At 58.7% G+C, this 22,458-nt stretch carries 17 protein-coding genes, 3 tRNA genes and 1 pseudogene; 12 read left to right on the top strand and 9 right to left on the bottom strand.

The window, feature by feature from the left end; all coding sequences use genetic code 11:
- Positions 1-565: 565 nt before the first annotated feature.
- Positions 566-1,420 (bottom strand): bifunctional methylenetetrahydrofolate dehydrogenase/methenyltetrahydrofolate cyclohydrolase FolD, encoded by an 855-nt coding sequence (gene folD, locus J7302_RS11055; protein WP_215373821.1) that lies wholly within the window; start codon positions 1,418-1,420, stop codon positions 566-568.
- Positions 1,421-1,682: 262 nt separating this feature from the next.
- On the opposite strand from folD, the gene J7302_RS11050 reads away from it, so the two are divergent.
- The 9 genes from J7302_RS11050 to J7302_RS11010 all read left to right on the top strand — a co-directional run bounded on the left by J7302_RS11050 (position 1,683) and on the right by J7302_RS11010 (position 10,588).
- Positions 1,683-1,759 (top strand) — tRNA-Arg (locus tag J7302_RS11050).
- 33 nt (positions 1,760-1,792) lie between these two features.
- Positions 1,793-1,868, top strand: a tRNA-His gene (locus tag J7302_RS11045).
- Between the two features lie 56 nt (positions 1,869-1,924).
- Positions 1,925-2,009, top strand: a tRNA-Leu gene (locus tag J7302_RS11040).
- Between the two features lie 136 nt (positions 2,010-2,145).
- Positions 2,146-3,456, top strand: coding sequence for a trigger factor (tig, locus tag J7302_RS11035; RefSeq protein WP_215373818.1), 1,311 nt, complete (start codon positions 2,146-2,148; stop codon positions 3,454-3,456).
- Positions 3,457-3,551: 95 nt separating this feature from the next.
- Entirely contained in the window at positions 3,552-4,193 is a 642-nt protein-coding gene (gene clpP / locus J7302_RS11030) for an ATP-dependent Clp endopeptidase proteolytic subunit ClpP (RefSeq protein WP_215373816.1), read from the top strand.
- A gap of 108 nt (positions 4,194-4,301) precedes the next feature.
- Positions 4,302-5,582, top strand: coding sequence for an ATP-dependent Clp protease ATP-binding subunit ClpX (clpX, locus tag J7302_RS11025; protein WP_215373814.1), 1,281 nt, complete (start codon positions 4,302-4,304; stop codon positions 5,580-5,582).
- A gap of 133 nt (positions 5,583-5,715) precedes the next feature.
- Complete coding sequence (gene lon / locus J7302_RS11020) at positions 5,716-8,112, top strand: endopeptidase La (RefSeq protein WP_215373812.1); 2,397 nt, start codon at positions 5,716-5,718, stop codon at positions 8,110-8,112.
- A gap of 135 nt (positions 8,113-8,247) precedes the next feature.
- Entirely contained in the window at positions 8,248-8,520 is a 273-nt protein-coding gene (locus J7302_RS11015; protein WP_004422505.1) for an HU family DNA-binding protein, read from the top strand.
- Positions 8,521-8,713: 193 nt separating this feature from the next.
- Complete coding sequence (locus J7302_RS11010) at positions 8,714-10,588, top strand: SurA N-terminal domain-containing protein (protein ID WP_215373810.1); 1,875 nt, start codon at positions 8,714-8,716, stop codon at positions 10,586-10,588.
- Between the two features lie 50 nt (positions 10,589-10,638).
- Here J7302_RS11010 and fabI read toward each other — a convergent pair whose 3' ends face one another.
- The 6 genes from fabI to J7302_RS10980 are packed head-to-tail and all read right to left on the bottom strand — an operon-like array spanning position 10,639 to position 18,841.
- Entirely contained in the window at positions 10,639-11,433 is a 795-nt protein-coding gene (fabI, locus tag J7302_RS11005) for an enoyl-ACP reductase FabI (RefSeq protein WP_215373808.1), read from the bottom strand.
- A 20-nt stretch (positions 11,434-11,453) separates the two neighbouring features.
- A complete protein-coding gene (locus J7302_RS11000) occupies positions 11,454-13,061 on the bottom strand; it encodes an ABC transporter ATP-binding protein (RefSeq protein ID WP_215373806.1) in 1,608 nt (535 codons plus the stop codon).
- 1 nt (position 13,062) lies between these two features.
- Positions 13,063-14,082: an ABC transporter permease gene (locus J7302_RS10995; RefSeq protein WP_215373803.1), complete on the bottom strand. Its 1,020-nt coding sequence runs from the start codon at positions 14,080-14,082 to the stop codon at positions 13,063-13,065.
- 2 nt (positions 14,083-14,084) lie between these two features.
- Complete coding sequence (locus J7302_RS10990) at positions 14,085-15,170, bottom strand: microcin C ABC transporter permease YejB (RefSeq protein WP_215373801.1); 1,086 nt, start codon at positions 15,168-15,170, stop codon at positions 14,085-14,087.
- The gene (locus J7302_RS10985; protein ID WP_394359086.1) at positions 15,171-17,012 is read right to left on the bottom strand and encodes an extracellular solute-binding protein; all 1,842 of its coding nucleotides are present in this window, start codon (positions 17,010-17,012) and stop codon (positions 15,171-15,173) included.
- A 2-nt stretch (positions 17,013-17,014) separates the two neighbouring features.
- The gene (locus J7302_RS10980; RefSeq protein WP_215373796.1) at positions 17,015-18,841 is read right to left on the bottom strand and encodes an extracellular solute-binding protein; all 1,827 of its coding nucleotides are present in this window, start codon (positions 18,839-18,841) and stop codon (positions 17,015-17,017) included.
- Between the two features lie 316 nt (positions 18,842-19,157).
- Here J7302_RS10980 and J7302_RS26470 point away from each other — a divergent pair.
- The 3 genes and pseudogenes from J7302_RS26470 to J7302_RS10965 form a co-directional block, all read left to right on the top strand.
- Positions 19,158-19,386: pseudogene (locus J7302_RS26470) on the top strand (HDOD domain-containing protein); the annotation flags it as partial.
- A gap of 77 nt (positions 19,387-19,463) precedes the next feature.
- Positions 19,464-19,607: a hypothetical protein gene (locus J7302_RS10970; RefSeq protein WP_215373794.1), complete on the top strand. Its 144-nt coding sequence runs from the start codon at positions 19,464-19,466 to the stop codon at positions 19,605-19,607.
- 13 nt (positions 19,608-19,620) lie between these two features.
- Positions 19,621-19,806 carry a hypothetical protein gene (locus J7302_RS10965; protein WP_215373792.1) on the top strand — a complete coding sequence of 62 codons (186 nt, stop codon included), beginning with the start codon at positions 19,621-19,623 and terminating at the stop codon, positions 19,804-19,806.
- A gap of 169 nt (positions 19,807-19,975) precedes the next feature.
- On the opposite strand, the gene J7302_RS10960 is transcribed toward J7302_RS10965, so the two are convergent.
- Together J7302_RS10960 and gloB are read right to left on the bottom strand one after the other, a co-directional pair.
- A complete protein-coding gene (locus J7302_RS10960; protein ID WP_215373789.1) occupies positions 19,976-21,547 on the bottom strand; it encodes a LysM peptidoglycan-binding domain-containing protein in 1,572 nt (523 codons plus the stop codon).
- Positions 21,548-21,644: 97 nt separating this feature from the next.
- Entirely contained in the window at positions 21,645-22,424 is a 780-nt protein-coding gene (gene gloB / locus J7302_RS10955; RefSeq protein ID WP_215373787.1) for a hydroxyacylglutathione hydrolase, read from the bottom strand.
- Between the last annotated feature and the right edge of the window lie 34 nt (positions 22,425-22,458).

The following is a 22,458-nucleotide window of genomic DNA, read 5'->3' as shown; positions in this document are numbered from 1 at the left end:
CAGCGCTACGTCACGCGCTACAACACCGCCAGGCTCCATAGCTATAACGGGTATCGGTCGCCAGTTGCGATGGAAAGGCTGGCGGCGTGAAGCCTTAACTGGTGTCCAGAATTACTTGACCAGTTCAGCTTGCTGGCGAACGGGCGCATTTCGCGAGCAAGAACTCGGCGTCCCCCTTGCTCCTACAGGGCTCTCAGCCCGACCTTTGATGGCTAGCAACAGCTAACGCCGACAGAGCCAAACAAAAACGGCCTCTCCAGCCTAGGGTCCAGGACGAAGAGCCCCGCTTATGCTTCGGACAATCCCGGCATAACTCGATCGTCTATCGCGCTGTGTCGCCGGGGTCGCGCCGTGCCGCCGTTTGCACGATTGGTGCGACATTCTCAACTGCTTGCGTTGGTCTGTGCAGAGGGCATAAAGAATCGAATCACGGTGATAAGCGGATCTTCTGCGCCTGCCAGGGCAGTGGCCCCGGCTTCAAGAAGATCAAAGCCGCCTTGCCCGGTAATCCGTCGGCACCACGAAAAAGGCCGCATCCAGCGGCCATTTTGTGGCGCTTGTCCCGTCAGGCGTGGAGCGTTTCGGCTGCGTAGAGGGTGTTTTCTAGCAGGCAGGCGCGGGTCATTGGGCCAACACCGCCTGGAACCGGGGTAATCCACCCTGCACGCTGCTCGGCGATGTCGTACTCCACGTCGCCAACCAGTTTGCCATCTTCCTGGCGGTTGATGCCGACATCAATGACAATCGCGCCAGGCTTGATCCATTCGCCTTTGACCAGGCCGGGCTTTCCTACGGCCACTACCACAAGGTCAGCATTGGCCACGTGGCCGGCCAGGTCCTTGGTGAAGCGGTGGGTGACGGTTACGGTACAGCCTGCCAGAAGCAGTTCCAGAGCCATTGGGCGGCCAACGATGTTCGATGCACCCACCACCACGGCGTTCATTCCATAAAGGTTCGCGCCGGTGCTTTCCAGGAGGGTCATGATGCCCTTGGGGGTGCATGGGCGCAGCAGCGGTATGCGCTGGGCGAGTCGGCCAACGTTATAAGGATGAAAGCCGTCGACATCTTTGTCGGGGCGAATGTGCTCCAGCAATTGCGAAGCATCAAGATGCTCGGGCAGCGGAAGCTGCACGAGGATGCCGTCGATGGCGGGGTCCTCATTGAGTCGGCCGATCAGTGCGAGGAGTTCTGCTTGGTCGGTGCTGGCCGGGAGATCATGGGCTTGGGACAGAAAGCCGACTTCCTCGCAATCCTTGCGCTTGTGGGCAACGTAGACTTGCGAGGCGGGATCGCTGCCAACCAGGATTACCGCGAGTCCGGGGATGCGCAGACCTTGCTGGCGGCGCTCAATGACGCGTTGGGCTATCTGCTGGCGGAGGCGGGCGGCGATCGTTTTGCCGTCGATCAGTTGTGCGGTCATGACGCTAGATTAACCATCGGGAAGGCCTAAAAAGGGCGCTTATTCTCGCATGGCGGGCCCTGCGGGCAAAGGCGGCTGGTCAGCATTTTCCCGTAACTCCTTTATCTTTCTGATTTTTTTTAAATTTTCTGTTGACGGGGTGTAGGTGTGTCGATAACATGCGCCCCGCTTGTCGAGCACAGCCAGTCGCTGGGTAAGACGGCAAGACTGAATCTCCTGATTCTTTCGAAGCCGATGCTTTATAGTCTGCCTGCAGATTTAAGCGCCCGTAGCTCAGCTGGATAGAGCATCCGCCTTCTAAGCGGATGGTCGCAGGTTCGAGTCCTGCCGGGCGTGCCATTTGGCAGCTTAGGCGCAAGCAAACGCAATATGGTGGGCGTAGCTCAGTTGGTAGAGCACAGGATTGTGGCTCCTGGTGTCGTGGGTTCGATTCCCATCGTCCACCCCATATTCGAGAAAGCGCCAGGCCTAGAGCCTGGCGCTTTCGTTTCAAGCGTTGCCTCCGCGGACGTGGTGGAATTGGTAGACACACTGGATTTAGGTTCCAGCGCCGCAAGGCGTGAGAGTTCGAGTCTCTCCGTCCGCACCACCTTTCTCATATTCTTATCTCTTCGTTTTGCCGGCTGTTTCTGCTGGGTGACTTCTTCATTTCGACCCACTAGAATGCATGCCCTTGATTCTGGGGCCGGAACGGCCGGCTAACGTCTGTGCAACGAGGAATATCCATGCAAGTTTCTGTAGAAAGCACCTCCGCTCTTGAGCGCCGCATGACCATCGGCGTGCCGGCCGAGCGCGTCGAGAACGAAGTGACCAAGCGCCTGCAGCAGACTGCCCGTCGCGCCAAGGTTGCCGGTTTCCGTCCGGGTAAGGTACCGATGAGCGTGATTCGTCAGCGCTTCGAGGACTCCGCTCGTCAGGAAGTCCTGGGTGACCTGATCCAGTCTTCCTTCTATGAGGCGGTCGTCGAGCAGAAGCTGAATCCGGCTGGCCAGCCTGCCGTCGAGCCGAAAGTGTTCGAGAAGGGCAAGGACCTGGAGTACGTGGCCATCTTCGAAGTGTTCCCCGAATTCCAGGTTGCTGGCTTTGACGGCATCGCCATCGAGCGCCTGCAGGCTGAAGTTGGGGATGCTGATGTCGACAACATGCTGGATATCCTGCGCAAGCAGAACACCCGTTTCGAAGGTGTTGAACGTGCCGCCGAGAATGGCGACCAGTTGAACATCGACTTCGTCGGTAAGATCGATGGCGAAGCCTTCGCTGGTGGCTCCGCCAAGGGCACCCTGCTGGTGCTGGGCTCCGGCCGCATGATTCCGGGCTTTGAAGATGCCTTGGTTGGCGTCAAGGCTGGTGAAGAGCGCGTGATCAATCCGACCTTCCCGGCTGACTACCAGAACCTGGATCTAGCCGGCAAGACCGCTGAGTTCACCGTTACCGTGAACAGCGTATCTGCGCCGCAGCTTCCTGAGCTGAACGATGAGTTCTTCACTCTGTTCGGTATCAAGGAAGGCGGTCTGGATGGTTTCCGTGCCGAGGTTCGCAAGAACATGGAGCGCGAGCTGCGTCAGGCTATCAAGTCCAAGGTCAAGAACCAGGTAATGGACGGCCTGCTGGCTGCCAACCCGGTCGAAGTACCCAAGGCTCTGATCGGTAACGAAGTGAACCGTCTGCGCGTTCAGGCCGTTCAGCAGTTTGGTGGCAACATCAATCCTGAACAACTGCCAGCTGAACTGTTCGAAGAGCAGGCCAAGCGCCGCGTCGTGCTGGGTCTGATCGTGGCTGAAGTCGTCAAGCAGTTCGAGCTGAAGCCTGACGAAGCTCGTGTGCGTGAGCTGATCGAAGAAATGGCGTCGGCTTATCAGGAGCCGGAACAAGTCGTGGCCTGGTACTACAAGAACGACCAGCAGCTGAACGAGGTTCGTTCGGTTGTGCTGGAAGAACAAGTTGTAGATACTGTCCTGCAGAAGGCCAACGTAACCGACAAAGCGGTTTCCTACGAAGATGCAGTCAAGCCGGCGGAAGCTCCAGTAGCCGACTGATTGTTCCACCTCGTTCGAATACACCATAAGCCAGCCTCGAGCTGGCTTATGCGTCTTTGAGACATGACTATTTAATTAGGGAGTGATCGCAGGACATGTCCCGCAATTCTTATATGCAGCAAATGCCTGACATCCAAGCTGCCGGCGGCCTGGTGCCGATGGTCATTGAGCAGTCTGCCCGTGGCGAGCGCGCCTACGACATCTATTCGCGCCTGTTGAAGGAGCGTGTGATCTTCCTGGTTGGACCCGTGGAGGACTTCATGGCCAACTTGGTCGTCGCGCAGCTCCTATTCCTCGAGGCCGAGAACCCAGACAAGGACATCCATCTCTATATCAATTCACCCGGTGGCTCGGTGACGGCTGGTATGTCGATCTACGACACCATGCAGTTCATCAAGCCTGATGTCTCGACCATCTGTATCGGTCAGGCTTGCAGCATGGGGGCGTTGTTGCTCGCTGGTGGTGCTGCCGGCAAGCGTTACTGTCTACCGCACTCGCGGATGATGATTCATCAGCCGTTGGGCGGATTCCAGGGGCAGGCCTCGGATATCGAGATCCATGCCCGTGAAATTCTCACTATCCGCGAGCGCTTGAACAAGATTCTGGCCGACCATACTGGCCAGCCGATCGACGTCATTGCCCGCGACACGGACCGTGACAACTTCATGAGTGGCGACGACGCCGTCAAGTACGGGCTCATCGACCAGGTTCTCAGCAAGCGCCAGTTGGCCGGCTAAGTCCTTCCGCAATGCCGCGGCCGGAAATATCCGGCCGCTTCGCGGGGTTGAAAATGCCCGCATTTGCCTTCATCTTGTGTTTCATGCCTACCCGATTGGATCGATCGAATGACTGACACCCGCAATGGCGAGGACAACGGCAAGCTGCTTTATTGCTCCTTCTGCGGCAAAAGCCAGCACGAAGTACGCAAACTGATTGCCGGCCCCTCGGTCTTTATCTGCGACGAGTGCGTGGACCTGTGCAACGACATCATCCGCGAGGAGGTGCAAGAGGCCCAGGCAGAAAGCAGCGCGCACAAGCTACCTGCGCCCAAAGAAATCCGTACCATCCTTGATCAATACGTCATTGGCCAGGAGCGTGCAAAGAAGGTGCTGGCGGTAGCGGTGTACAACCACTACAAGCGTCTCAATCAGCGCGACAAGAAAGATGACGTCGAACTGGGCAAGAGCAACATTTTGCTGATCGGACCTACCGGCTCCGGTAAAACGTTGCTTGCTGAGACGCTCGCTCGGCTGCTCAATGTCCCGTTCACCATCGCTGACGCTACCACGCTGACCGAAGCGGGTTATGTCGGCGAAGATGTCGAGAACATCATTCAAAAGCTCCTGCAGAAGTGCGACTACGATGTCGAAAAGGCCCAGATGGGTATCGTCTACATCGACGAGATCGACAAGATTTCCCGTAAGTCCGACAACCCCTCGATTACTCGAGACGTGTCGGGAGAGGGCGTGCAGCAGGCACTGCTGAAGCTGATCGAAGGCACTGTGGCTTCTGTCCCTCCGCAAGGCGGGCGCAAGCACCCTCAGCAGGAATTCCTTCAAGTCGACACTCGCAACATCCTGTTCATCTGTGGTGGGGCGTTCGCTGGCCTGGAAAAGGTCATCCAGAATCGTTCCACCCGGGGCGGCATTGGTTTCAACGCCGAAGTCCGCAGTAAGGACCTTGGCAAGAAAGTTGGCGAAGCCTTGCGCGAAGTCGAGCCGGAAGACCTGGTCAAGTTCGGCCTGATTCCGGAATTCGTTGGCCGGCTACCGGTCATCGCGACTTTGGACGAGCTTGATGAAGCTGCCCTGATGCAGATTCTCACTGAGCCCAAGAATGCGCTGACCAAGCAGTACGCCAAGCTGTTCGAGATGGAGGGTGTGGATCTGGAGTTCCGTCCAGATGCGCTGAAGGCCGTAGCCCATCGTGCGCTTGAGCGCAAGACGGGTGCGCGTGGTCTGCGCTCAATTCTTGAGGGCATTCTGCTCGACACCATGTACGAAATTCCCTCGCAAACAGAAGTAAGCAAAGTGGTTATTGATGAGAGCGTGATTGAGGGCTCTTCCAAGCCATTATTGATTTACGAGAACAACGAGCAGCCTGCCAAGGCGGCGCCAGACGCTTGATGGAACGAAGGGGCCTACGGGCCCCTTTGTATTTCCTGCCGCAATGCTTGTTTTTTCTTGGTCCTAACCCCATCTTAGGGCCAAGGGTTCTCCCATCTGTTTACGGCCCGAGGGCCGCCGTAGAGCTGATACCATGAAGACAACCGTCGAATTACCTCTCCTGCCATTGCGTGATGTTGTGGTTTATCCGCATATGGTCATCCCTCTGTTCGTGGGGCGTGAGAAGTCGATCGAGGCGCTGGAAGCCGCGATGACCGGGGACAAACAGATTCTTCTGGTGGCACAGCGGAATCCGGCTGATGACGATCCAGGCGAAGATGCCCTGTATCGCATGGGTACCGTGGCGACTGTGCTGCAACTCCTGAAATTGCCCGATGGCACCGTCAAGGTCCTGGTCGAGGGCGAGCAACGTGGTGCCATCGATCGATTCATCGAGGTCGATGGCCATTGCCGCGCAGAAGTCAGCCTGATCGACGAAGTTGATGCTGGCGAACGCGAGTCTGAAGTGTTCATTCGCAGCCTGCTCAGTCAGTTTGAGCAGTATGTCCAACTGGGCAAGAAGGTGCCTTCCGAGGTCCTTTCTTCGCTGAACAGCATTGATGAGCCTGGTCGCCTGGTTGATACCATGGCGGCCCACATGGCGCTGAAGATCGAGCAAAAGCAAGAGATTCTAGAGCTGACTGAGCTCTCTGAGCGTGTTGAGCACGTTCTGGCTCTGTTGGATGCAGAAATCGATCTGCTGCAGGTCGAGAAACGTATCCGTGGTCGCGTCAAGAAGCAGATGGAGCGCAGCCAGCGGGAGTACTACCTGAATGAGCAGATGAAGGCCATTCAGAAAGAGCTGGGCGATATCGACGAAGGCCATAACGAAGTCGAGGAGCTGAAAAAACGGATCGATAATGCAGGCCTGACCAAAGAGGCCATGGCCAAGGCCATTGCCGAGCTCAACAAGCTCAAGCAGATGTCGCCGATGTCTGCCGAAGCGACGGTTGTGCGCTCGTACATCGACTGGTTGGTCAATGTGCCGTGGAAGGCGGAGAGCAAAGTCCGTCTCGACCTGGCCAAGGCCGAAGACATTCTCGATGCAGATCATTACGGGCTGGAAGAGGTCAAGGAACGTATCCTTGAGTACCTCGCTGTCCAGAAGCGTGTGAAAAAGGTCAAGGGCCCGGTCCTTTGCCTTGTTGGTCCGCCCGGCGTCGGCAAGACTTCGTTGGCCGAATCCATTGCGCGGGCAACCAATCGGAAATTCGTGCGTATGGCGCTTGGCGGTGTGCGGGACGAGGCTGAAATCCGTGGCCATCGCCGTACCTATATCGGTTCGATGCCGGGTCGCCTGATCCAGAAGATGACCAAAGTTGGTGTGCGCAATCCGCTGTTCCTCCTTGACGAGATCGACAAGATGGGCAGCGATATGCGTGGTGATCCAGCATCGGCTCTGCTGGAAGTGCTCGACCCCGAACAGAACCATAACTTCAACGACCATTATCTAGAGGTCGACTACGACTTATCGGATGTGATGTTCCTCTGCACCGCCAACTCCATGAATATTCCAGCTCCCCTGCTGGACCGCATGGAGGTGATTCGGCTGCCGGGTTACACGGAAGATGAGAAAGTCAATATCGCGGTCAAGTACCTGGCGCCCAAGCAGACCAAGGCCAATGGACTGAAGAAGGGCGAGGTGGAGTTCGATGAAGCGGCGATACGCGACATCATTCGTTACTACACCCGTGAGGCCGGCGTGCGTAGCCTGGAGCGTCAGCTTGCCAAGGTATGCCGCAAGGCGGTGAAAGAGCATGCCCGGGAGAAGCGTTTCCAGGTGCAGGTTACTGCTGAATCTCTTGAGCACTTCCTCGGCGTGCGTAAGTATCGCTATGGTCTCGCTGAGCAGCAGGACCAGATTGGCCAGGTTACCGGCCTTGCCTGGACTCAGGTGGGTGGCGAGTTGCTGACGATTGAAGCGGCCGTCGTTCCCGGAAAAGGGCAGCTGACCAAGACTGGTTCTCTGGGCGATGTCATGGCCGAGTCGATCACAGCGGCTCTGACAGTTGTCCGCAGCCGTGCGAAAAGTCTGGGAATACCTGCTGATTTTCACGAAAAGCGCGACATTCACATCCATATGCCCGAGGGCGCTACTCCCAAGGACGGCCCGAGCGCAGGTATTGGGATGTGCACGGCGCTGGTTTCTGCGATGACTCAGATTCCTGTGCGGGCGGATGTTGCAATGACCGGCGAAATTACGCTGCGGGGCCAGGTGCTGGCGATTGGTGGCCTTAAAGAGAAGTTACTGGCCGCACATCGTGGTGGAATCAAGACGGTGATCATTCCCGAAGAGAATGTGCGGGATTTGAAAGAAATTCCCGAAAATATCAAGCAAGACCTCGCCATTAAACCCGTTAAATGGATTGACGAAGTCCTGCAAATTGCGCTGCAATACGCCCCGGAGCCCTTGCCCGATGCGGCTCCGGAGATGGTTGCAAAGGATGACAAGCGCGAGACTGATTCCAAGGAGCGAATCAGCACGCATTAGCCGGGGGGCTTCCTTGACACATTTTTCAGGCCCTTGTTATAAAGCGGCTCTTATGTGTTAGCGGGCCGTCCAGCACCCGCTTTGCTTACGCCAAACAATTAAGAAACAACTCAACAGAAATAAGGGGACTTAAGAGTGAACAAGTCGGAACTGATTGATGCTATCGCCGCATCTGCTGATATCCCGAAAGCTGTTGCCGGCCGCGCGCTGGACGCAGTAATCGAATCCGTCACTGGCGCTCTGAAGGCTGGTGACTCCGTGGTGCTGGTTGGTTTTGGTACTTTTGCTGTCAAAGAGCGCGCTGCTCGTACCGGCCGTAACCCGCAGACTGGCAAGCCGATCAAAATCGATGCTGCCAAGATCCCAGGCTTCAAGGCAGGCAAAGCTCTGAAAGACGCCGTAAACTAAGCGTCTTTCGGGCTCTGCCCGTAGCGGAGGCTAATAAGCAGCGACGGAGGATGATCCGTCAGTTGCAGGAGGGGGATACCCCCAAGGCTCCGCAAACTACGAGAAGGCGCATCCTCGGATGCGCCTTTCTCATATTTGGACACTACCCGCGTTACACGGCTGCACAATCCGTTCGGCCGCTTCTGGGGGATGCATGCTGCAGAACATCAGGGACAATTCACAGGGGTGGATTGCCAAAACCATTATCGGCGTCATCATCGTGCTGCTCGCATTGACTGGCTTCGATGCGATCTTCAACGCTACCAGCAACCGCCAGAATGCTGCCGAGGTCAATGGCGAGGAGATCAGCCTGGATCAGCTGAGCGAGGCGGTGAATCTTCAGCGTCGTCAGTTGCAACAACAACTAGGTAAGGATTTCGATGCCTCGCTGCTTGATGAGAAATTGCTGCGTGAGGCAGCTCTCAAAGGGCTGATAGAGCGCAAACTGCTGCTGCAGGGCGCTCAATCGGCTGACTTCGCCTTCTCTCAAAGTGCTGTTGATCAACTCATCCTGCAGACACCGGAATTCCAGGTTGACGGCAAGTTCAACGCTGATCGTTTCGATCAGGTCATCCGCCAGATGAACTACAACCGTCTGCAATTCCGCGAGATGCTCGAGCAAGAGATGCTTATCGGCCAACTTCGTGCCGGCATGGCTGGCAGCGGCTTTGTAACCGATGCTGAGGTTGAGGCGTTTGCCCGATTGGAGAAGCAGACGCGTGACTTCGCAACCCTGACTCTGAAGGCAGACCCGGCAATGGTCAAAGTCTCTGACGAGGAGCTCAAGGCCTATTATGACGGCCATGTTGACCAATTCATGAGCCCTGAGCAGGTTGTCATCGAGTACGTTGAGTTGAAGAAGGATTCCTTCTTCGATCAGGTCGAGGCCAAGGAGGAGGATCTTCAGGCTCAGTACCAGAAGGAGATCAGCAACCTCGCCGAACAGCGTCAGGCTGCCCACATTCTGGTTGAAGTCAACGACAAGCTGAATGACGAGCAGGCCAAGGCCAAGATCGAGCAGATCAAGCAACGCCTGGACAAGGGTGAGGACTTTGCCGCTCTGGCCAAGGAGTTCTCTGATGACCCGGGTTCCGCTTCCAATGGTGGTGACCTCGGCTTCGCAGGTCCTGGTGTCTATGAGGCGCCTTTTGAAGAGTCACTTTACAGCCTCAAACAAGGCGACGTGTCCGCCCCGGTCCGCACACAGTACGGTTGGCACCTGATCAAGCTGCTCGGTGTGCAAGCACCTGAGATCCCGACCTTCGCCAGTCTGAAGGACAAGCTGGAGCGGGATAGCAAGGCGCAGCAGGTTGAACAGCGTTTTGTTGAAGTCAGCAAGGAGCTTGAGGACGCAGCTTTTGAGGCTTCCGATCTGGCTCAGCCGGCCCAGGAGTTGGGTCTTGCGGTGAAAACCAGCGCCCCCTTTGGTCGTGAGGGCGGCGAAGGGCTGACAGCCAATCGTCAGGTCCTGCAGGCTGCCTTCAGTCCCGAGGTTCTAGAGGATGGAGCCAACAGCTCCGCCATCGAACTGGATCCAGAAACAGTTGTGGTCCTGCGCGTCAAGGAGCATAAAAAGCCTGAGCAACTGCCGCTGGAAAAGGTCAGTGATAGCATTCGCCAGCACCTGGTGCAGCAGAAAGCCAGCGAAGCGGCAAAGAGCAAGGGCGAGACCCTGATGGCAAGTCTGCGTGAAGGCAAGACACCGGTTTCCCAAGCTCAGGAAGGGCAGGCCTGGAAGGTGGTAGAAGCCGCTACTCGCAGTCAGGAGGGTGTCGAACCCGTGTTGCTGCAAGCGCTGTTCCGCATGCCCAAGCCTGCAGCTGCGGACAAGCCTGAGTTCACGGGCGTCGCGCTCGGCAATGGCAACTATGTGCTGATTCGCCTGAATGGCGTCAATCAGCCTGAGGCCAAGTTGTCGGACGAGGAGAAGGCGATGTACAGCCGCTTCCTGGCTTCGCGTAGTGGTCAGCAGGATTTCGCAGCCTACCGCCGTCAACTGGAAGCTAAGGCAGAAGTCGAGCGCTTCTAATCCGAAAGATGGAACGGAAAGGCCGCATTATGCGGCCTTTTCTTTGCCCATCAGTCTTCAATATTGCCCATCGCGGTGGTATTGAAGCCTCCGTCGACATAGAGGATCTCACCACTGATGCCGGAGGCAAGGTCGGAGCAGAGGAAGGCGCCGGCGTTGCCGACTTCTTCGATAGTGACATTGCGACGCAAGGGCGTTTGCTTCTCGTTGGCTGCGAGCATCTTGCGGAAGCTTTTGATGCCTGAGGCTGCCAGGGTGCGGATCGGGCCGGCGGAGATGGCGTTGACACGGGTGCCTTCCGGGCCGAGGCTCCCGGCGAGGTAGCGGACGCCAGCTTCCAGGCTAGCCTTGGCCATGCCCATGACGTTGTAGTTCGGCATGGTGCGCTCAGCGCCCAGGTAGGACAGGGTCAGCAGGCTGCTGTTGCGGCCCCTCATCATTTCACGGCCGGCCTTGGCCAGCGCCACGAAACTGTAGGCGCTGATGTCGTGGGCGATACGGAAGCCTTCACGAGTGGTGACTTCAGTGAAGTCGCCATCGAGTTGGTCGCCTGGGGCGAAGCCAACGGAGTGGACGATGATGTCGAGACCGTCCCATTTCTTGCTTAGAGCCTCGAACACGGCCTTGATCTGGTCGTCCTCGGCTACGTCGCAAGGGAAGCACAACTCCGCATTGGAGCCCCAGCCTTCGGCGAATTCCTCTACACGGCCTTTCAGTTTGTCGTTCTGGTAGGTGAAGGCGAGTTCGGCACCTTCGCGGTGCATCGCGGCAGCGATGCCCGACGCAATGGAGAGTTTGCTGGCGACGCCAACGATCAGTACACGCTTACCGGCGAGAAAACCCATTTGCATTCATCCTATTGTTGTTAACGGGCAGTACCCGGAGCCAGGTAGGCGGCTTCGAGCAATTGCTGCGTATAGGTGTGCTGCGGGGCGGCGAAGATGGCATCGGCTGGACCCTGTTCGACCACCTGTCCCTGCTTGATCACCATCAGCTGATGACTCAGCGCCCTGACAACGGCCAGGTCATGGCTGATGAACAGGTAGGTCAGGTCGTATTTCTTCTGCAAAGTCCGCAGCAATTCCACCACCTGGCGCTGGACCGTTCGGTCGAGTGCTGAGGTCGGCTCGTCGAGCAGGATCAGGGCTGGTTTCAGCACCAATGCACGGGCAATGGCAATCCGCTGCCGCTGCCCGCCGGAAAACTCATGGGGGTAGCGGTGTCGGGTTTCCGGGTCCAACCCTACCTCCAGGAGTGCGTCGATGATGGCCTGCTCCTGCTCCGCTTCAGTGCCCATCTGGTGGATGTTCAAACCCTCGCCGACAATCTGGCCAACGCACATCCGTGGGCTTAGGCTGCCGAAGGGGTCTTGGAAAACCACCTGCATCTGGCGCCTGAATGGGCGCACCTCTTTCTGTGTCAGGCCGTCCAGGGACTGTCCCTGGAAGCGGATCGCTCCCCGGCTGCCGAGCAGTCGAAGGATCGCCAGACCCAACGTGGATTTGCCGGAACCGCTTTCGCCTACGATGCCGAGGGTTTGCCCTTGGAGCAGGCTGAAATTGACGCCATCCACGGCTTTCACATGGTCTACGGTGCGTCGCAACAGCCCTTTCTTGATCGGGAACCACACGCGAAGGTCATCGACTTCCAGCAATGGAGGCCCAGGTGGGGTGTCTGCTGGGCGGCCGGACGGTTCTGCGCCAAGCAGTTCCCGGGTGTAGGGGTGCTGTGGTGCGTGGAACAGCTCATCGCACGACGCCTGTTCGACAATGCGACCGCGCTGCATCACACATACGCGATGCGCGATTCGCCGAACGAGGTTCAGGTCGTGGCTGATCAGCAGCAGGGCCATGCCCAGGCGCGCCTGCAATTCCTTGAGCAGTTCGAGGATCTTCAGCTGAACGGTAACGTCCAGCGCAGTGGTGGGCTCGTCGGCGATCAGCAGCTCCGGCTCGTTGGCGAGCGCCATGGCAATCATCACTCGCTGCCGCTGGCCGCCTGACAGCTCATGCGGGAAGGCTTTCAGCCGCTTGTGTGGCTCCGGTATGCCAACCATCTCCAGCAGTTCCAGCGTGCGCTTGGTGGCTGCCTTGCCGGTGAGGCCTTTGTGCAGGCCGAGTACTTCGTTGATCTGCTTCTCGATGCTGTGCAGGGGGTTGAGCGAGGTCATCGGCTCCTGGAAGACCATGGCGATCCGGTTGCCGCGGATGCTGCGCAATTTGGCTTCAGGCAGCTTGAGCAGGTCCTTGCCCTCATAGATGATGCTCCCGCTCGGGTGGCGAGCGAGGGGGTAGGGCAGCAGGCGCAGGATGGAGTGGGCAGTGACCGACTTGCCCGAGCCACTCTCGCCCACCAGGGCCAATGTTTCACCCTTGCGGATATCGAAGCTTACGTCCTCGACTGCGCGCTGGATTTGGTCGCCTGCAGTGAATTCGACGGCCAGGTCGCGGATTTCAATCAGGTTGTCGCTCATCTCACTTCCTCGGGTCGAAGGCGTCACGCGCGGCTTCGCCGATGAACACCAGAAGGGTTAGCATCAGTGCCAGTACCAGGAAGGCGGAGATGCCCAGCCATGGGGCCTGCAGGTTGGATTTGCCCTGAGCGACCAGTTCGCCCAGCGAGGGCGCTCCAGGAGGCAGGCCGAATCCGAGGAAATCCAGCGCGGTCAGGGTGCCAATGGCACCGGTGAGGATGAATGGCATGAAGGTCATGGTGGAGACCATGGCGTTGGGCAGGATATGACGGAACATGATGGCGCCATTCTGCATGCCCAATGCCCGGGCTGCGCGGACGTATTCCAGGTTGCGACCACGAAGGAACTCAGCGCGTACCACATCCACCAGACTCATCCAGGAGAACAGCAGCATGATGCCCAGCAACCACCAGAAGTTGGGCTGGACGAAGCTGGCCAGGATGATCAGCAAGTAGAGCACTGGCAGCCCTGACCAGATCTCCAGGAACCGCTGGCCAACCAGATCGACCCAGCCGCCATAGAAACCCTGCAGCGCCCCGGCAATTACGCCAATGACCGAGCTGAGCAGAGTCAGGGTCAGGGCAAATAGCACCGAGACGCGGAAGCCGTAGATCACCCGCGCCATCACATCGCGGCCTTGGTCGTCAGTGCCCAGCCAGTTGTCGGCGGAGGGCGGTGCGGGAGCCGGAACCTTGAGTTCGTAGTTGATGGTTTCGTAGCTGTATGGGATAGGGGGCCAGATCATGCTGCCGCCCTTGGACTCGATCAAGTCGCGGATGTATGGCGTCTTGTAGTTGGCTTCCAGAGGAAACTCGCCGCCGAAGGTGGTTTCCGGGTATCGCTTGAGAATCGGAAAGTAGAGCTGACCGTCGTAGCTGACTGCCAGTGGCTTGTCGTTGGCGATCAGCTCTGCGCCGAGGCTGAGGATGAACAAGGCCAGAAACAACCAGAGCGACCACCAGCCGCGCTTGTTGGCTTTGAAGCGCTGAAAGCGGCGGCGGTTGATGGGGGAGAGTTCCATGCTCAACCCTCCCGGCTTTCGAAGTCGATGCGAGGATCGACCAGGGTGTAGGTCAGGTCGCCGATCAGTTTCACGATCAGTCCCAGTAAGGTGAAGATGAACAGGGTGCCGAAGACCACCGGATAGTCGCGGTTCAAGGCGGATTCGAAGCTGAGCAGGCCCAGGCCGTCGAGGGAGAAGATCACTTCGATCAGCAGCGAGCCTGTGAAAAAGATGCCGATGAATGCTGAAGGGAACCCGGCGATGATCAGTAGCATGGCGTTGCGGAATACGTGACCGTAAAGGACCCGGTGCTCCGAGAGACCCTTGGCGCGGGCGGTCACCACGTACTGCTTGTTGATCTCGTCCAGGAAGCTGTTCTTGGTCAGCAGAGTAAGGGTGGCGAAGTTACCGATCACCAGAGCTGTGACCGGCAGGGCCAGGTGCCAGAAGTAGTCCAGGATCTTCCCGCCCAGGCTGAGTTCGTCGAAGTTGTTCGAGGTAAGCCCGCGCAGAGGGAACCAGTCGAAGTAGCTGCCACCGGCAAAGAGCACGATGAGCAGGATGGCGAACAGGAAGGCGGGGATCGCGTAGCCGACGATGATGGCGGAGCTGGTCCAGACGTCGAACGCGCTGCCGTGGCGAACTGCCTTGGCGATGCCCATCGGAATGGACACCAGATACATGATCAGGGTGCTCCAGAGCCCCAATGATATGGACACTGGCAGCTTTTCCAGGATCAGGTCGGTGACCCTGGCATCGCGGAAGAAACTGGTGCCGAAATCCAGGTGCAGATAGTTCTTGATCATCAGCCAAAAGCGTTCCGGCGCCGGCTTGTCGAAGCCGTACATCTTCTCGATCTCGGCGACCAGCTCAGGGTCAAGGCCTTGGGCGCCGCGGTAGTTGGAACCCGCCACCGCTACTTCGGCACCGCCACCGGAGATGCGCCCGGTGGCGCCTCCTGCAGCGGAGTCGAAGCCCTCGAGCTTGGCAATCATCTGTTCGACCGGACCACCGGGAGCGGCCTGGATGATGAGGAAGTTGATCAGCAGGATGCCGAACAGCGTGGGAATGATCAGCAGCAATCGACGCAGTATGTAGGCGAGCATTTACTGGGAATCCGGCTCAGGTTGGTTCTGCCCGGACTGGCTAGCAGTTTCCATGCCCGGCTTTACCCACCAGGTGAATAAACCGTAGTCGTAGAGCGGCGTGGATCCAGGGCGCTGGAAGTGGTTCCAGTAGGCGACGCGCCAGGTGTCGACGTAATAATTGGGCACCACATAGTGACCCCAGAGCAGTACTCGATCGAGAGCGCGGGCATGTTCGATCAGGCTTTGTCGGGAGTCGGAGCGGATCAGACCCTCGACCAGCTTGTCGATGGCCGGGTCACGCAGGCCGATGAAGTTGCGGCTGCCAGCGCTGTCTGCACTGCGCGAATGCCAGAACTCCATCTGCTCGTTGCCTGGCGAGTTGGATTGACCCCAAGTGGCCGGGACCATATCGAAGTCGCGGGAGCGGAGCCGGTTGATGTATTGCGAAACATCGACGCGACGGATTTGCAAGTCGATGCCGAGTTCAGCCAGGTTGCGTTTGAACGGCAGGATCACGCGTTCGAGGTTAGCCTGGGCGATGAGGAACTCGAATGTCAGCGGCTTGCCATCCGGGCCGACCATCTTGTCGTTCTCGATCTTGAAGCCCGCTTCGGTGAGCAGTTGGTAGGCGCGGCGCTTCTGCTCGCGGATGATGCCGCTACCGTCGCTGACCGGCGGGGTGAAGACCTGGGTGAAGACTTCGTCCGGAACCTGCCCGCGCAGCGGCTCGAGGATCTTCAGCTCAGCGGCATCTGGCAGTTGGTGTGCCGCCATCTCGGAGTTTTCGAAATAGCTACCGGTGCGTTTGTAGGAACTGTAGAAGAGTTGCTTGTTGGCCCACTCGAAGTCGAATAGCAGCGCGATGGCCTCGCGCACGCGACGATCCTGGAAGACGGGGCGACGGATGTTGAAGGCGAAGCCCTGCATGCCTGTGGGGTTATGGTTGGTGATGCTTTCCTTGATGATCTTGCCGGCGCGCAGGGCCGGGCTGTCGTAACCCGTGGCCCAATCCTTGGCGGAGTATTCCAGGTTGAAGTCGAATTGCCCGGCCTTGAAGGCTTCCAAGGCGACGGACATGTCGCGGTAGTAGTCGACCGTGATGACGTCGAAGTTGTAGTAGCCACGTACGACAGGCAGGTCCTTGGCCCACCAGTCCTTGACTCGCTCGTAGCGGATCGAACGGCCGGCATCCACCTTGGCGATGCGGTAGGGGCCGCTACCCAGAGGCGGTTCCAGGCTGGTCTTGCCGAAGTCGCGCGTTTCCCACCAATGCTTGGGCAGGATCTGGAGCTGACCGAGGATTAGCGGCAGTTCCCGGTTGCCCGGATGCTTGAAGTCGAAGCGGACCCGCTGGCTGTCCTCTGCCACCACTTTGGAGACATCGGCATAGTAGTGGCGATACATCGGATCGCCCTTTTCGGTCAGGATATTGAATGTGAAGACCACGTCTTCGGCCGTGACTGGTTTGCCGTCGTGAAAGCGTGCCTTGGGGTTCAGATAGAAGCGCACGAAGCTGTTGTCCGGCGCTTTCTCGATCTGTTCGGCGAGCAGGCCATATTCGGTGAAGGGCTCGTCAGGCGAGTGGAAGGTCAGGCTGTCGTAGATCAGCCCCAACTGGTCTGCTGAATTGCCCTTGGGGATGAAAGGGTTGAGGCTGTCGAAACCGTTGAGACCTGCCAGGCGTAGTCCGCCGCCCTTGGGAGCATCCGGGTTGACCCAGGAGAAATGGGTGAAGTTTGGTGGATACTTGGCAGGCTCGTCATACAGTGTTATCGCATGCTTGGGCTCGGCGGCTGCTAGGCCGGCGAAGGCCAGGAGCAGGGCGCCAAAGCCTTTCAGGCAGCGGTTGCGCAGCGTCATGTTCATCGGGCGTTCTCCGAAGGCTTCAGCCACCAGGCGCGCAGGCCCAGGGTATAGGGCGGCGTGGCGACGAAGGCGAACCGGTTACGGTACGCCAGGCGGTGATAGTTGATGTACCAGTTGGGAATGCTGTAATGCTCCCAGAGCAGGACGCGGTCCAACGCCCGCGCGGCTGCCACCTGCTCGTCGCGGTTCTGGGCGCCGAGCAGCTTGTCGATCATTGCGTCGACTACCGGGTTGGCGACCCCTGCATAGTTCTTGCTTCCCTTCACGTCGACCTGGCTGGAGTGGAAGTAAAGTGTTTGCTCCAGGCCAGGGCTCAAGGATTGAGGCAGCGTCATCAGAATCATGTCGTAGTCGAATTGGTCCAGACGCTGCTTGTACTGGGCGCGATCGACGGTGCGCAGGCTGACGTCGATGCCGATGCTGGCCAGGTTCTCGCGATACGGTTGGAGGATACGTTCAAGGTTCGGATTGACCAGCAAAATCTCGAAGCGCAGTGGTTGTCCATTGGCGTTCAGCAGGCGTTGGCCCGAGAGCTTCCAGCCTGCGTCTCCCAACAGACCCAGAGCGCGGCGCAAGGTTTCCCGCGGGATGCCACGGCCTTCCGTGGTCGGGACATTGAACGGCTGCTTGAACAAGGCCTCCGGAAGTTGCTTGCGATACGGCGAAAGCAACAGCCACTCATGGCCCTCCGGCTTTCCGGCGGCGTGGAATTCGCTGTTCGGGTAGTAGCTGGCGGCACGGATATAGGCATTGTTGAACAGCGTGCGATTGGTCCACTCGAAGTCGAACATGAGCCCCATGGCCTCGCGGACCCTCCGGTCGTGAAATGCGGCGCGGCGTGAGTTCATGAACAGCGCTTGCGTCTGCGTGGGAATCTGGTGGGGGATTTCCGCGCGGATCACGTCACCTCGGGCGATCGCTGGGAACCGATAGCCGTTAGCCCAGTTTTTCGCCTGGTGTTCGATATAGAAGTCGAATTCTCCCGCCTTGAAGGCCTCGAACGCGACATTGCTGTCGCGATAGAACTCCACCTCCACGCGGTCGAAGTTGTACTTGCCCCTGTTAACTGGAAGCTTTTCGCCCCACCAGTCCTTGACGCGCTCGAACACCAGCCCGCGGCCAGGCCTGACCTCGGTGAGCCGATACGGGCCGCTGCCCAAGGGGGGCTCATAGCTGGTGCGTTTGAAGTCCCGACCTTTCCAGTAATGCTGCGGCAACACCGGCAACTCGCCGAGGCGCAGGATCAGCAGCGGGTTGCCAGCGCGCTTGAGGACGAAGCGGATGCGGTGACGGTTGAGGATATCGACCCGCTTCACTTCCTTGAGGCTAGTGCGGTACTGGGGGTGACCGTCCTTGACCAGCGTGCGGTACGAGAACGCCACGTCGTAGGCGGTGATTGGCTGGCCATCATGAAAGCGGGCCTCTTCGCGCAGATTGAAAACCACCCAACTGCGGTCCTCGCTGTATTCGACGCTCTGGGCAATCAAGCCGTAGCTGGACGCAGGCTCGTCGCCTGACGGGTCGTATTGCCCTGTACCGACCATGAGCGGCTCGTTGAGCTCCGTTACGCCGTATTGGGCGAAGTTGGGCGTTGCGACTGGGCTTGTGCCCTTGAAGGTATAGGGGTTGAGCGTATCGAAAGTCCCGAACGCCATGACGCGTAACGTACCTTTTTTCGGCGCGTCGGGATTGACCCAGCTGAAGTGGCTGAAGTTGGCAGGGTACTTGAGCGAGCCGAATTGGGCGTAGCCGTGGCTTTCGACAATGGTGGCGAAACAGGGCTGCGCCAGGAGGCCGATGAGCAGGGTGAGGAGACGACGCATCAGGCGAGTGTCCGATCCATGGCTAACTTGTCGGGCATTTGGGCGCTGGCCTCGCGGCAATGGGCCTCGGGCGATCGCAAGGGCCTGCAGAATTGTTTCGTTCGTCACATGCGTCAGATATCAGCTATGACGGCTGAAAGGTACAGTAACAGCTTGTATAAGCAGGAAAAAGGGCTTCTCCGCCAAGGAGTGACCATCATTCAGGCCCCCGACTTGAGCCCCATGTACAGGAATGCCCAACTTGGGTGAATGCCTCCATGGTTTGCAGTCGTGGGGCGAGCGCCTCAATCAGGCGAGACTCCCCACGTAGGTCGCAGTGGTGCACGATCTTCGCCAGTTGGCGCAGACGGATAAATCATCTGTGCAGCAATTGGCTGACGCCCTGCATCCCTGATGCAACGTTGACGTCCAAGGTCCTGCGCGTTGCCAACAACGTGTATTGCAACCCTTCCCAGGAACCCGTCAGGACCATCTCGCGGGCCATCGTATTGATCGGCTTCGTCGATCTCAGGCTGATCGACCTGACAGTCAGCCACCTTAGGGGCGAGCAGGCTCGGTGACCTGATTCCCCATACCGATCCCGAACGGATCCGCTTACAGCGCGAGCTGCACCAGGCAGCGCTTGCTGCAGCCCAACGAGCAGGTAGACCTTGCAGGGGCTTGGTGGCTGGTTTTGCAGCGTGCGGACATCAACCAGGTACTGGAAGCGGTGCTTAATGGCCTTAGCCAGGGTAGCGGCCTGACACCCATGATGATGCCGTGCTGAACGATCAGCGCAGTTGTCTAAAGTGCGCCGGGTTGTGGGGGAGGAAATTGCTCGTAGATTAAATGGTTTTACGCTGGCTGCGGTGCCTGAGCAGCCGAACCTGTTCAATTACGTGATGCGGACGCTTGAAACACTTTGGATGGGCGTGTCCGCCAGCTATTCGCTGAACGACCTGGTAACGCAACCAGTGCGCGATTGACTGGGGCGGAGGATGTTCTTCCTGGCTCCATTGCTGGCGGGCAAGCACGGGATCGGAAGTGATCTACGCGGGGATATCCAGTGCGTGCACTCAATCACGAGAGGTTCGTGGTCTTCCAACGCTTCGCGAAGTTGGCGAGGCGCTACCAGGAAGCGATGGTATTGAAGGGTTAGCGCAGGTACAGGGTAAGCGTCTGACCAGGCTTGAGGCTGCCACTGCGGGGGTTCCAGCGCTGCAGGTGTTCCATTTCAACATTGAAACGCTTGGCGATCAGGTACAGTGAATCGCCTCGCTTGACCTTGTAGTAGGTCACCGCTTCGCGACTGTTTGCTTTCTTGCTGCGGGTGGCGGCGGTAGTGGCACTGCCCTGCAGGGCGAGGGTCTGGCCGGCCTTGACGCTGTTGCCGGAGAGCGAGTTCCAACGCTTCAGGTCTTTGACGTTGACCTTGTACTGCTTGGCGATCTGCCACAGGCTTTCGCCGCTCTTTACCTTGTGACTCTGCGCCTTCGCAGGGGCTTGATTGCTAGCGACATTCTGGAATAGCGGTTGTTGAGGCTTGAAGCCCGGCTCGACCGGAATGCTCAGCTGCTGGCCCACGCGCAGACGGTTGCCGGACAGGCCATTGATGTCCTTCAGGGTCTTGACGGTCACGTGGTAGCGGTTGGCGATGCCATGCAGACTGTCGCCGTTGCGTACGCGGTATTTCTGCCAGTCCACCAGTTCAACGGGCTTCATCATTGCCAGGTTGGCTGTCAGCAGTTCAGCCTTTTCCGTCGGCACCAGCAGGTGCTGGGGGCCGTCCATGGTGATGCGCTTCTTGAAGGCCGGGTTGAGTTGGTACATCTCGTCCTCGTCGACGTCTACCATGGCGGCGACGCGAGACAGGTCAAGACGCTGCTGCTTGACCTCGACCACTTCGAAGTAAGGCTCGTTGGCGATGGGGCTGAGGTTCACGCCGTAGGCTTCGGGCGCCATCACCAATTGGGACAGGGCGAGTAGCTTGGGCACGTAGTCCTGGGTTTCCTGCGGCAACGGCAGGTTCCAGTAGTCGGTAGGCAGGCCCAGCTTCTGGTTGCGCTCCATCGCGCGGCTGACAGTGCCTTCACCTGCGTTGTAAGCAGCCAGCGCTAGCAGCCAGTCGCCATTGAACATGTCGTGCAACCGGCTCAGGTAGTTGAGTGCGGCATTGGTGGAGGCGGTGATGTCACGACGGCCGTCGTACCAGTTCGTCTGGCGCAGATTGAAGTGGCGGCCGGTGGACGGGATGAATTGCCAGATGCCCACAGCGTGGGCGCGGGAATAGGCAAAGGGGTTGTATGCGCTTTCGATCACCGGCAGCAGCGCGAGCTCAAGGGGCATGTTGCGCTCTTCCAGCCGCTCCACGACATAGTGGATATAGAGGCTGCCGCGCGAGCTTGCACGTTCGATGAAGGACGGATTGCTGACGAACGAGAGGCGCTGGCGCTCTACGCGCGGATTGACGCCGATCTCATCCTGCAATTTGAAACCGGTGCGCATGCGCTCCCAGATATCCTGGGGTTCGCGCTCTTCTGCTGCGTCTTCCAGCCACTGAGGCTGTTGGCTCATGGCCAAGGCTGGGTCGGTATCCACGCCCTGGTCCTCGTCCCTCTGCCCCGTACTTTGGCAGCCGGCGAGGATGGCGGCGAAGACCACCACGAGGGCTCGTGCGGCTCGTGCCAATGCATCCAGGTCGAAGATTCGGATCGGCGAAGACAACATTGGCTGAGGGGGGTATCCGGGGGAAAGGTCGGGCGATTCTAGAAACCGACCTGAGGCTGGTCAAGTTTTCACCAGTCGGCATCTTCCCCGGATAAGCTCAGAATTGATCCTTCCAGGCACGCAACGTCGCAAAAACCTCGGTGGGCGTGCGGTTTTTCTTGCCAGCCCGCTTGTCGGCCATTTGTTTAACGGATGTTTCGGTAGCTCGCAAGAACGGGTTGGTTGCCCGTTCCAGTGCTATGGATGATGGCAGGCTGATGCCGCCTGTCTCGCGCAGGCGCTGCACATCGGTAAAGCGCTTGGCCGTCGCCTCGTTGCCCGGCTCGACGGCCTTGGCGAAGCGCAGGTTGCTCAAGGTGTATTCGTGGGTGCAGTAGACCTGCGTTTCGCCGGGCAGTGCCGCGAGGCGGCTGAGGGAATGGTGCATCTGCTCGGGCGACCCCTCGAAGAGGCGGCCACAACCCGCTGCAAACAGGGTGTCGCCGCAGAAAAGTAGTGGCGTGGTCGCGTCGGCGTGAAAGTAGGCGATATGACCCAGGGTGTGGCCTGGCACCTCGAGTACCTGGAAGTCCAGCCCGAGCACCTTGACGTGGTCACCATCCGAGAGGGCCTGATCGCGGGCGGGGATGTTTTCCCGTGCTGGGCCAATGACTCGGGCGCTGCAGGCTGCCTTCAGCCGTGCGACCCCGCCGATGTGGTCGGCGTGGTGATGGGTAACGAGGATGTCGCTGAGCTGCCAGCCCGGGTGGGCGTCCAGCCAGGCGAGCACAGGCGCGGCGTCGCCCGGGTCGACCACGGCGCAGCGGCGGGTTTCGTCATCCTGCAGCAACCACAGATAATTGTCGGAAAAAGCGGGAAGAGCATCGATTTGTATCATGTCGGGTGTCGCCAATCGGGAAGCATTGGCGCAT

This window comes from Metapseudomonas boanensis (genome assembly GCF_018704125.1).
GTDB classification, from domain to species: domain Bacteria; phylum Pseudomonadota; class Gammaproteobacteria; order Pseudomonadales; family Pseudomonadaceae; genus Metapseudomonas; species Metapseudomonas boanensis.
Note: the sequence above shows the minus strand (reverse complement) of the source record. Positions and strands in the feature narration are given on the sequence as shown.

Bases quoted from the DNA above. Each gene is read 5' to 3' on its own strand.
- clpP (WP_215373816.1), top strand. From the start codon at position 3,552: ATGTCCCGCAATTCTTATATGCAGCAAATGCCTGACATCCAAGCTGCC.
- J7302_RS10990 (WP_215373801.1), bottom strand. From the start codon at position 15,170: ATGCTCGCCTACATACTGCGTCGATTGCTGCTGATCATTCCCACGCTG.
- fabI (WP_215373808.1), bottom strand. From the start codon at position 11,433: ATGGGTTTTCTCGCCGGTAAGCGTGTACTGATCGTTGGCGTCGCCAGC.
- gloB (WP_215373787.1), bottom strand. From the start codon at position 22,424: ATGATACAAATCGATGCTCTTCCCGCTTTTTCCGACAATTATCTGTGG.
- clpX (WP_215373814.1), top strand. From the start codon at position 4,302: ATGACTGACACCCGCAATGGCGAGGACAACGGCAAGCTGCTTTATTGC.
- J7302_RS10995 (WP_215373803.1), bottom strand. From the start codon at position 14,082: ATGGAACTCTCCCCCATCAACCGCCGCCGCTTTCAGCGCTTCAAAGCC.
- J7302_RS11010 (WP_215373810.1), top strand. From the start codon at position 8,714: ATGCTGCAGAACATCAGGGACAATTCACAGGGGTGGATTGCCAAAACC.
- J7302_RS10980 (WP_215373796.1), bottom strand. From the start codon at position 18,841: ATGCGTCGTCTCCTCACCCTGCTCATCGGCCTCCTGGCGCAGCCCTGT.
- J7302_RS10985 (WP_394359086.1), bottom strand. From the start codon at position 17,012: ATGACGCTGCGCAACCGCTGCCTGAAAGGCTTTGGCGCCCTGCTCCTG.
- J7302_RS11000 (WP_215373806.1), bottom strand. From the start codon at position 13,061: ATGAGCGACAACCTGATTGAAATCCGCGACCTGGCCGTCGAATTCACT.
- J7302_RS10960 (WP_215373789.1), bottom strand. From the start codon at position 21,547: ATGTTGTCTTCGCCGATCCGAATCTTCGACCTGGATGCATTGGCACGA.
- lon (WP_215373812.1), top strand. From the start codon at position 5,716: ATGAAGACAACCGTCGAATTACCTCTCCTGCCATTGCGTGATGTTGTG.
- tig (WP_215373818.1), top strand. From the start codon at position 2,146: ATGCAAGTTTCTGTAGAAAGCACCTCCGCTCTTGAGCGCCGCATGACC.
- folD (WP_215373821.1), bottom strand. From the start codon at position 1,420: ATGACCGCACAACTGATCGACGGCAAAACGATCGCCGCCCGCCTCCGC.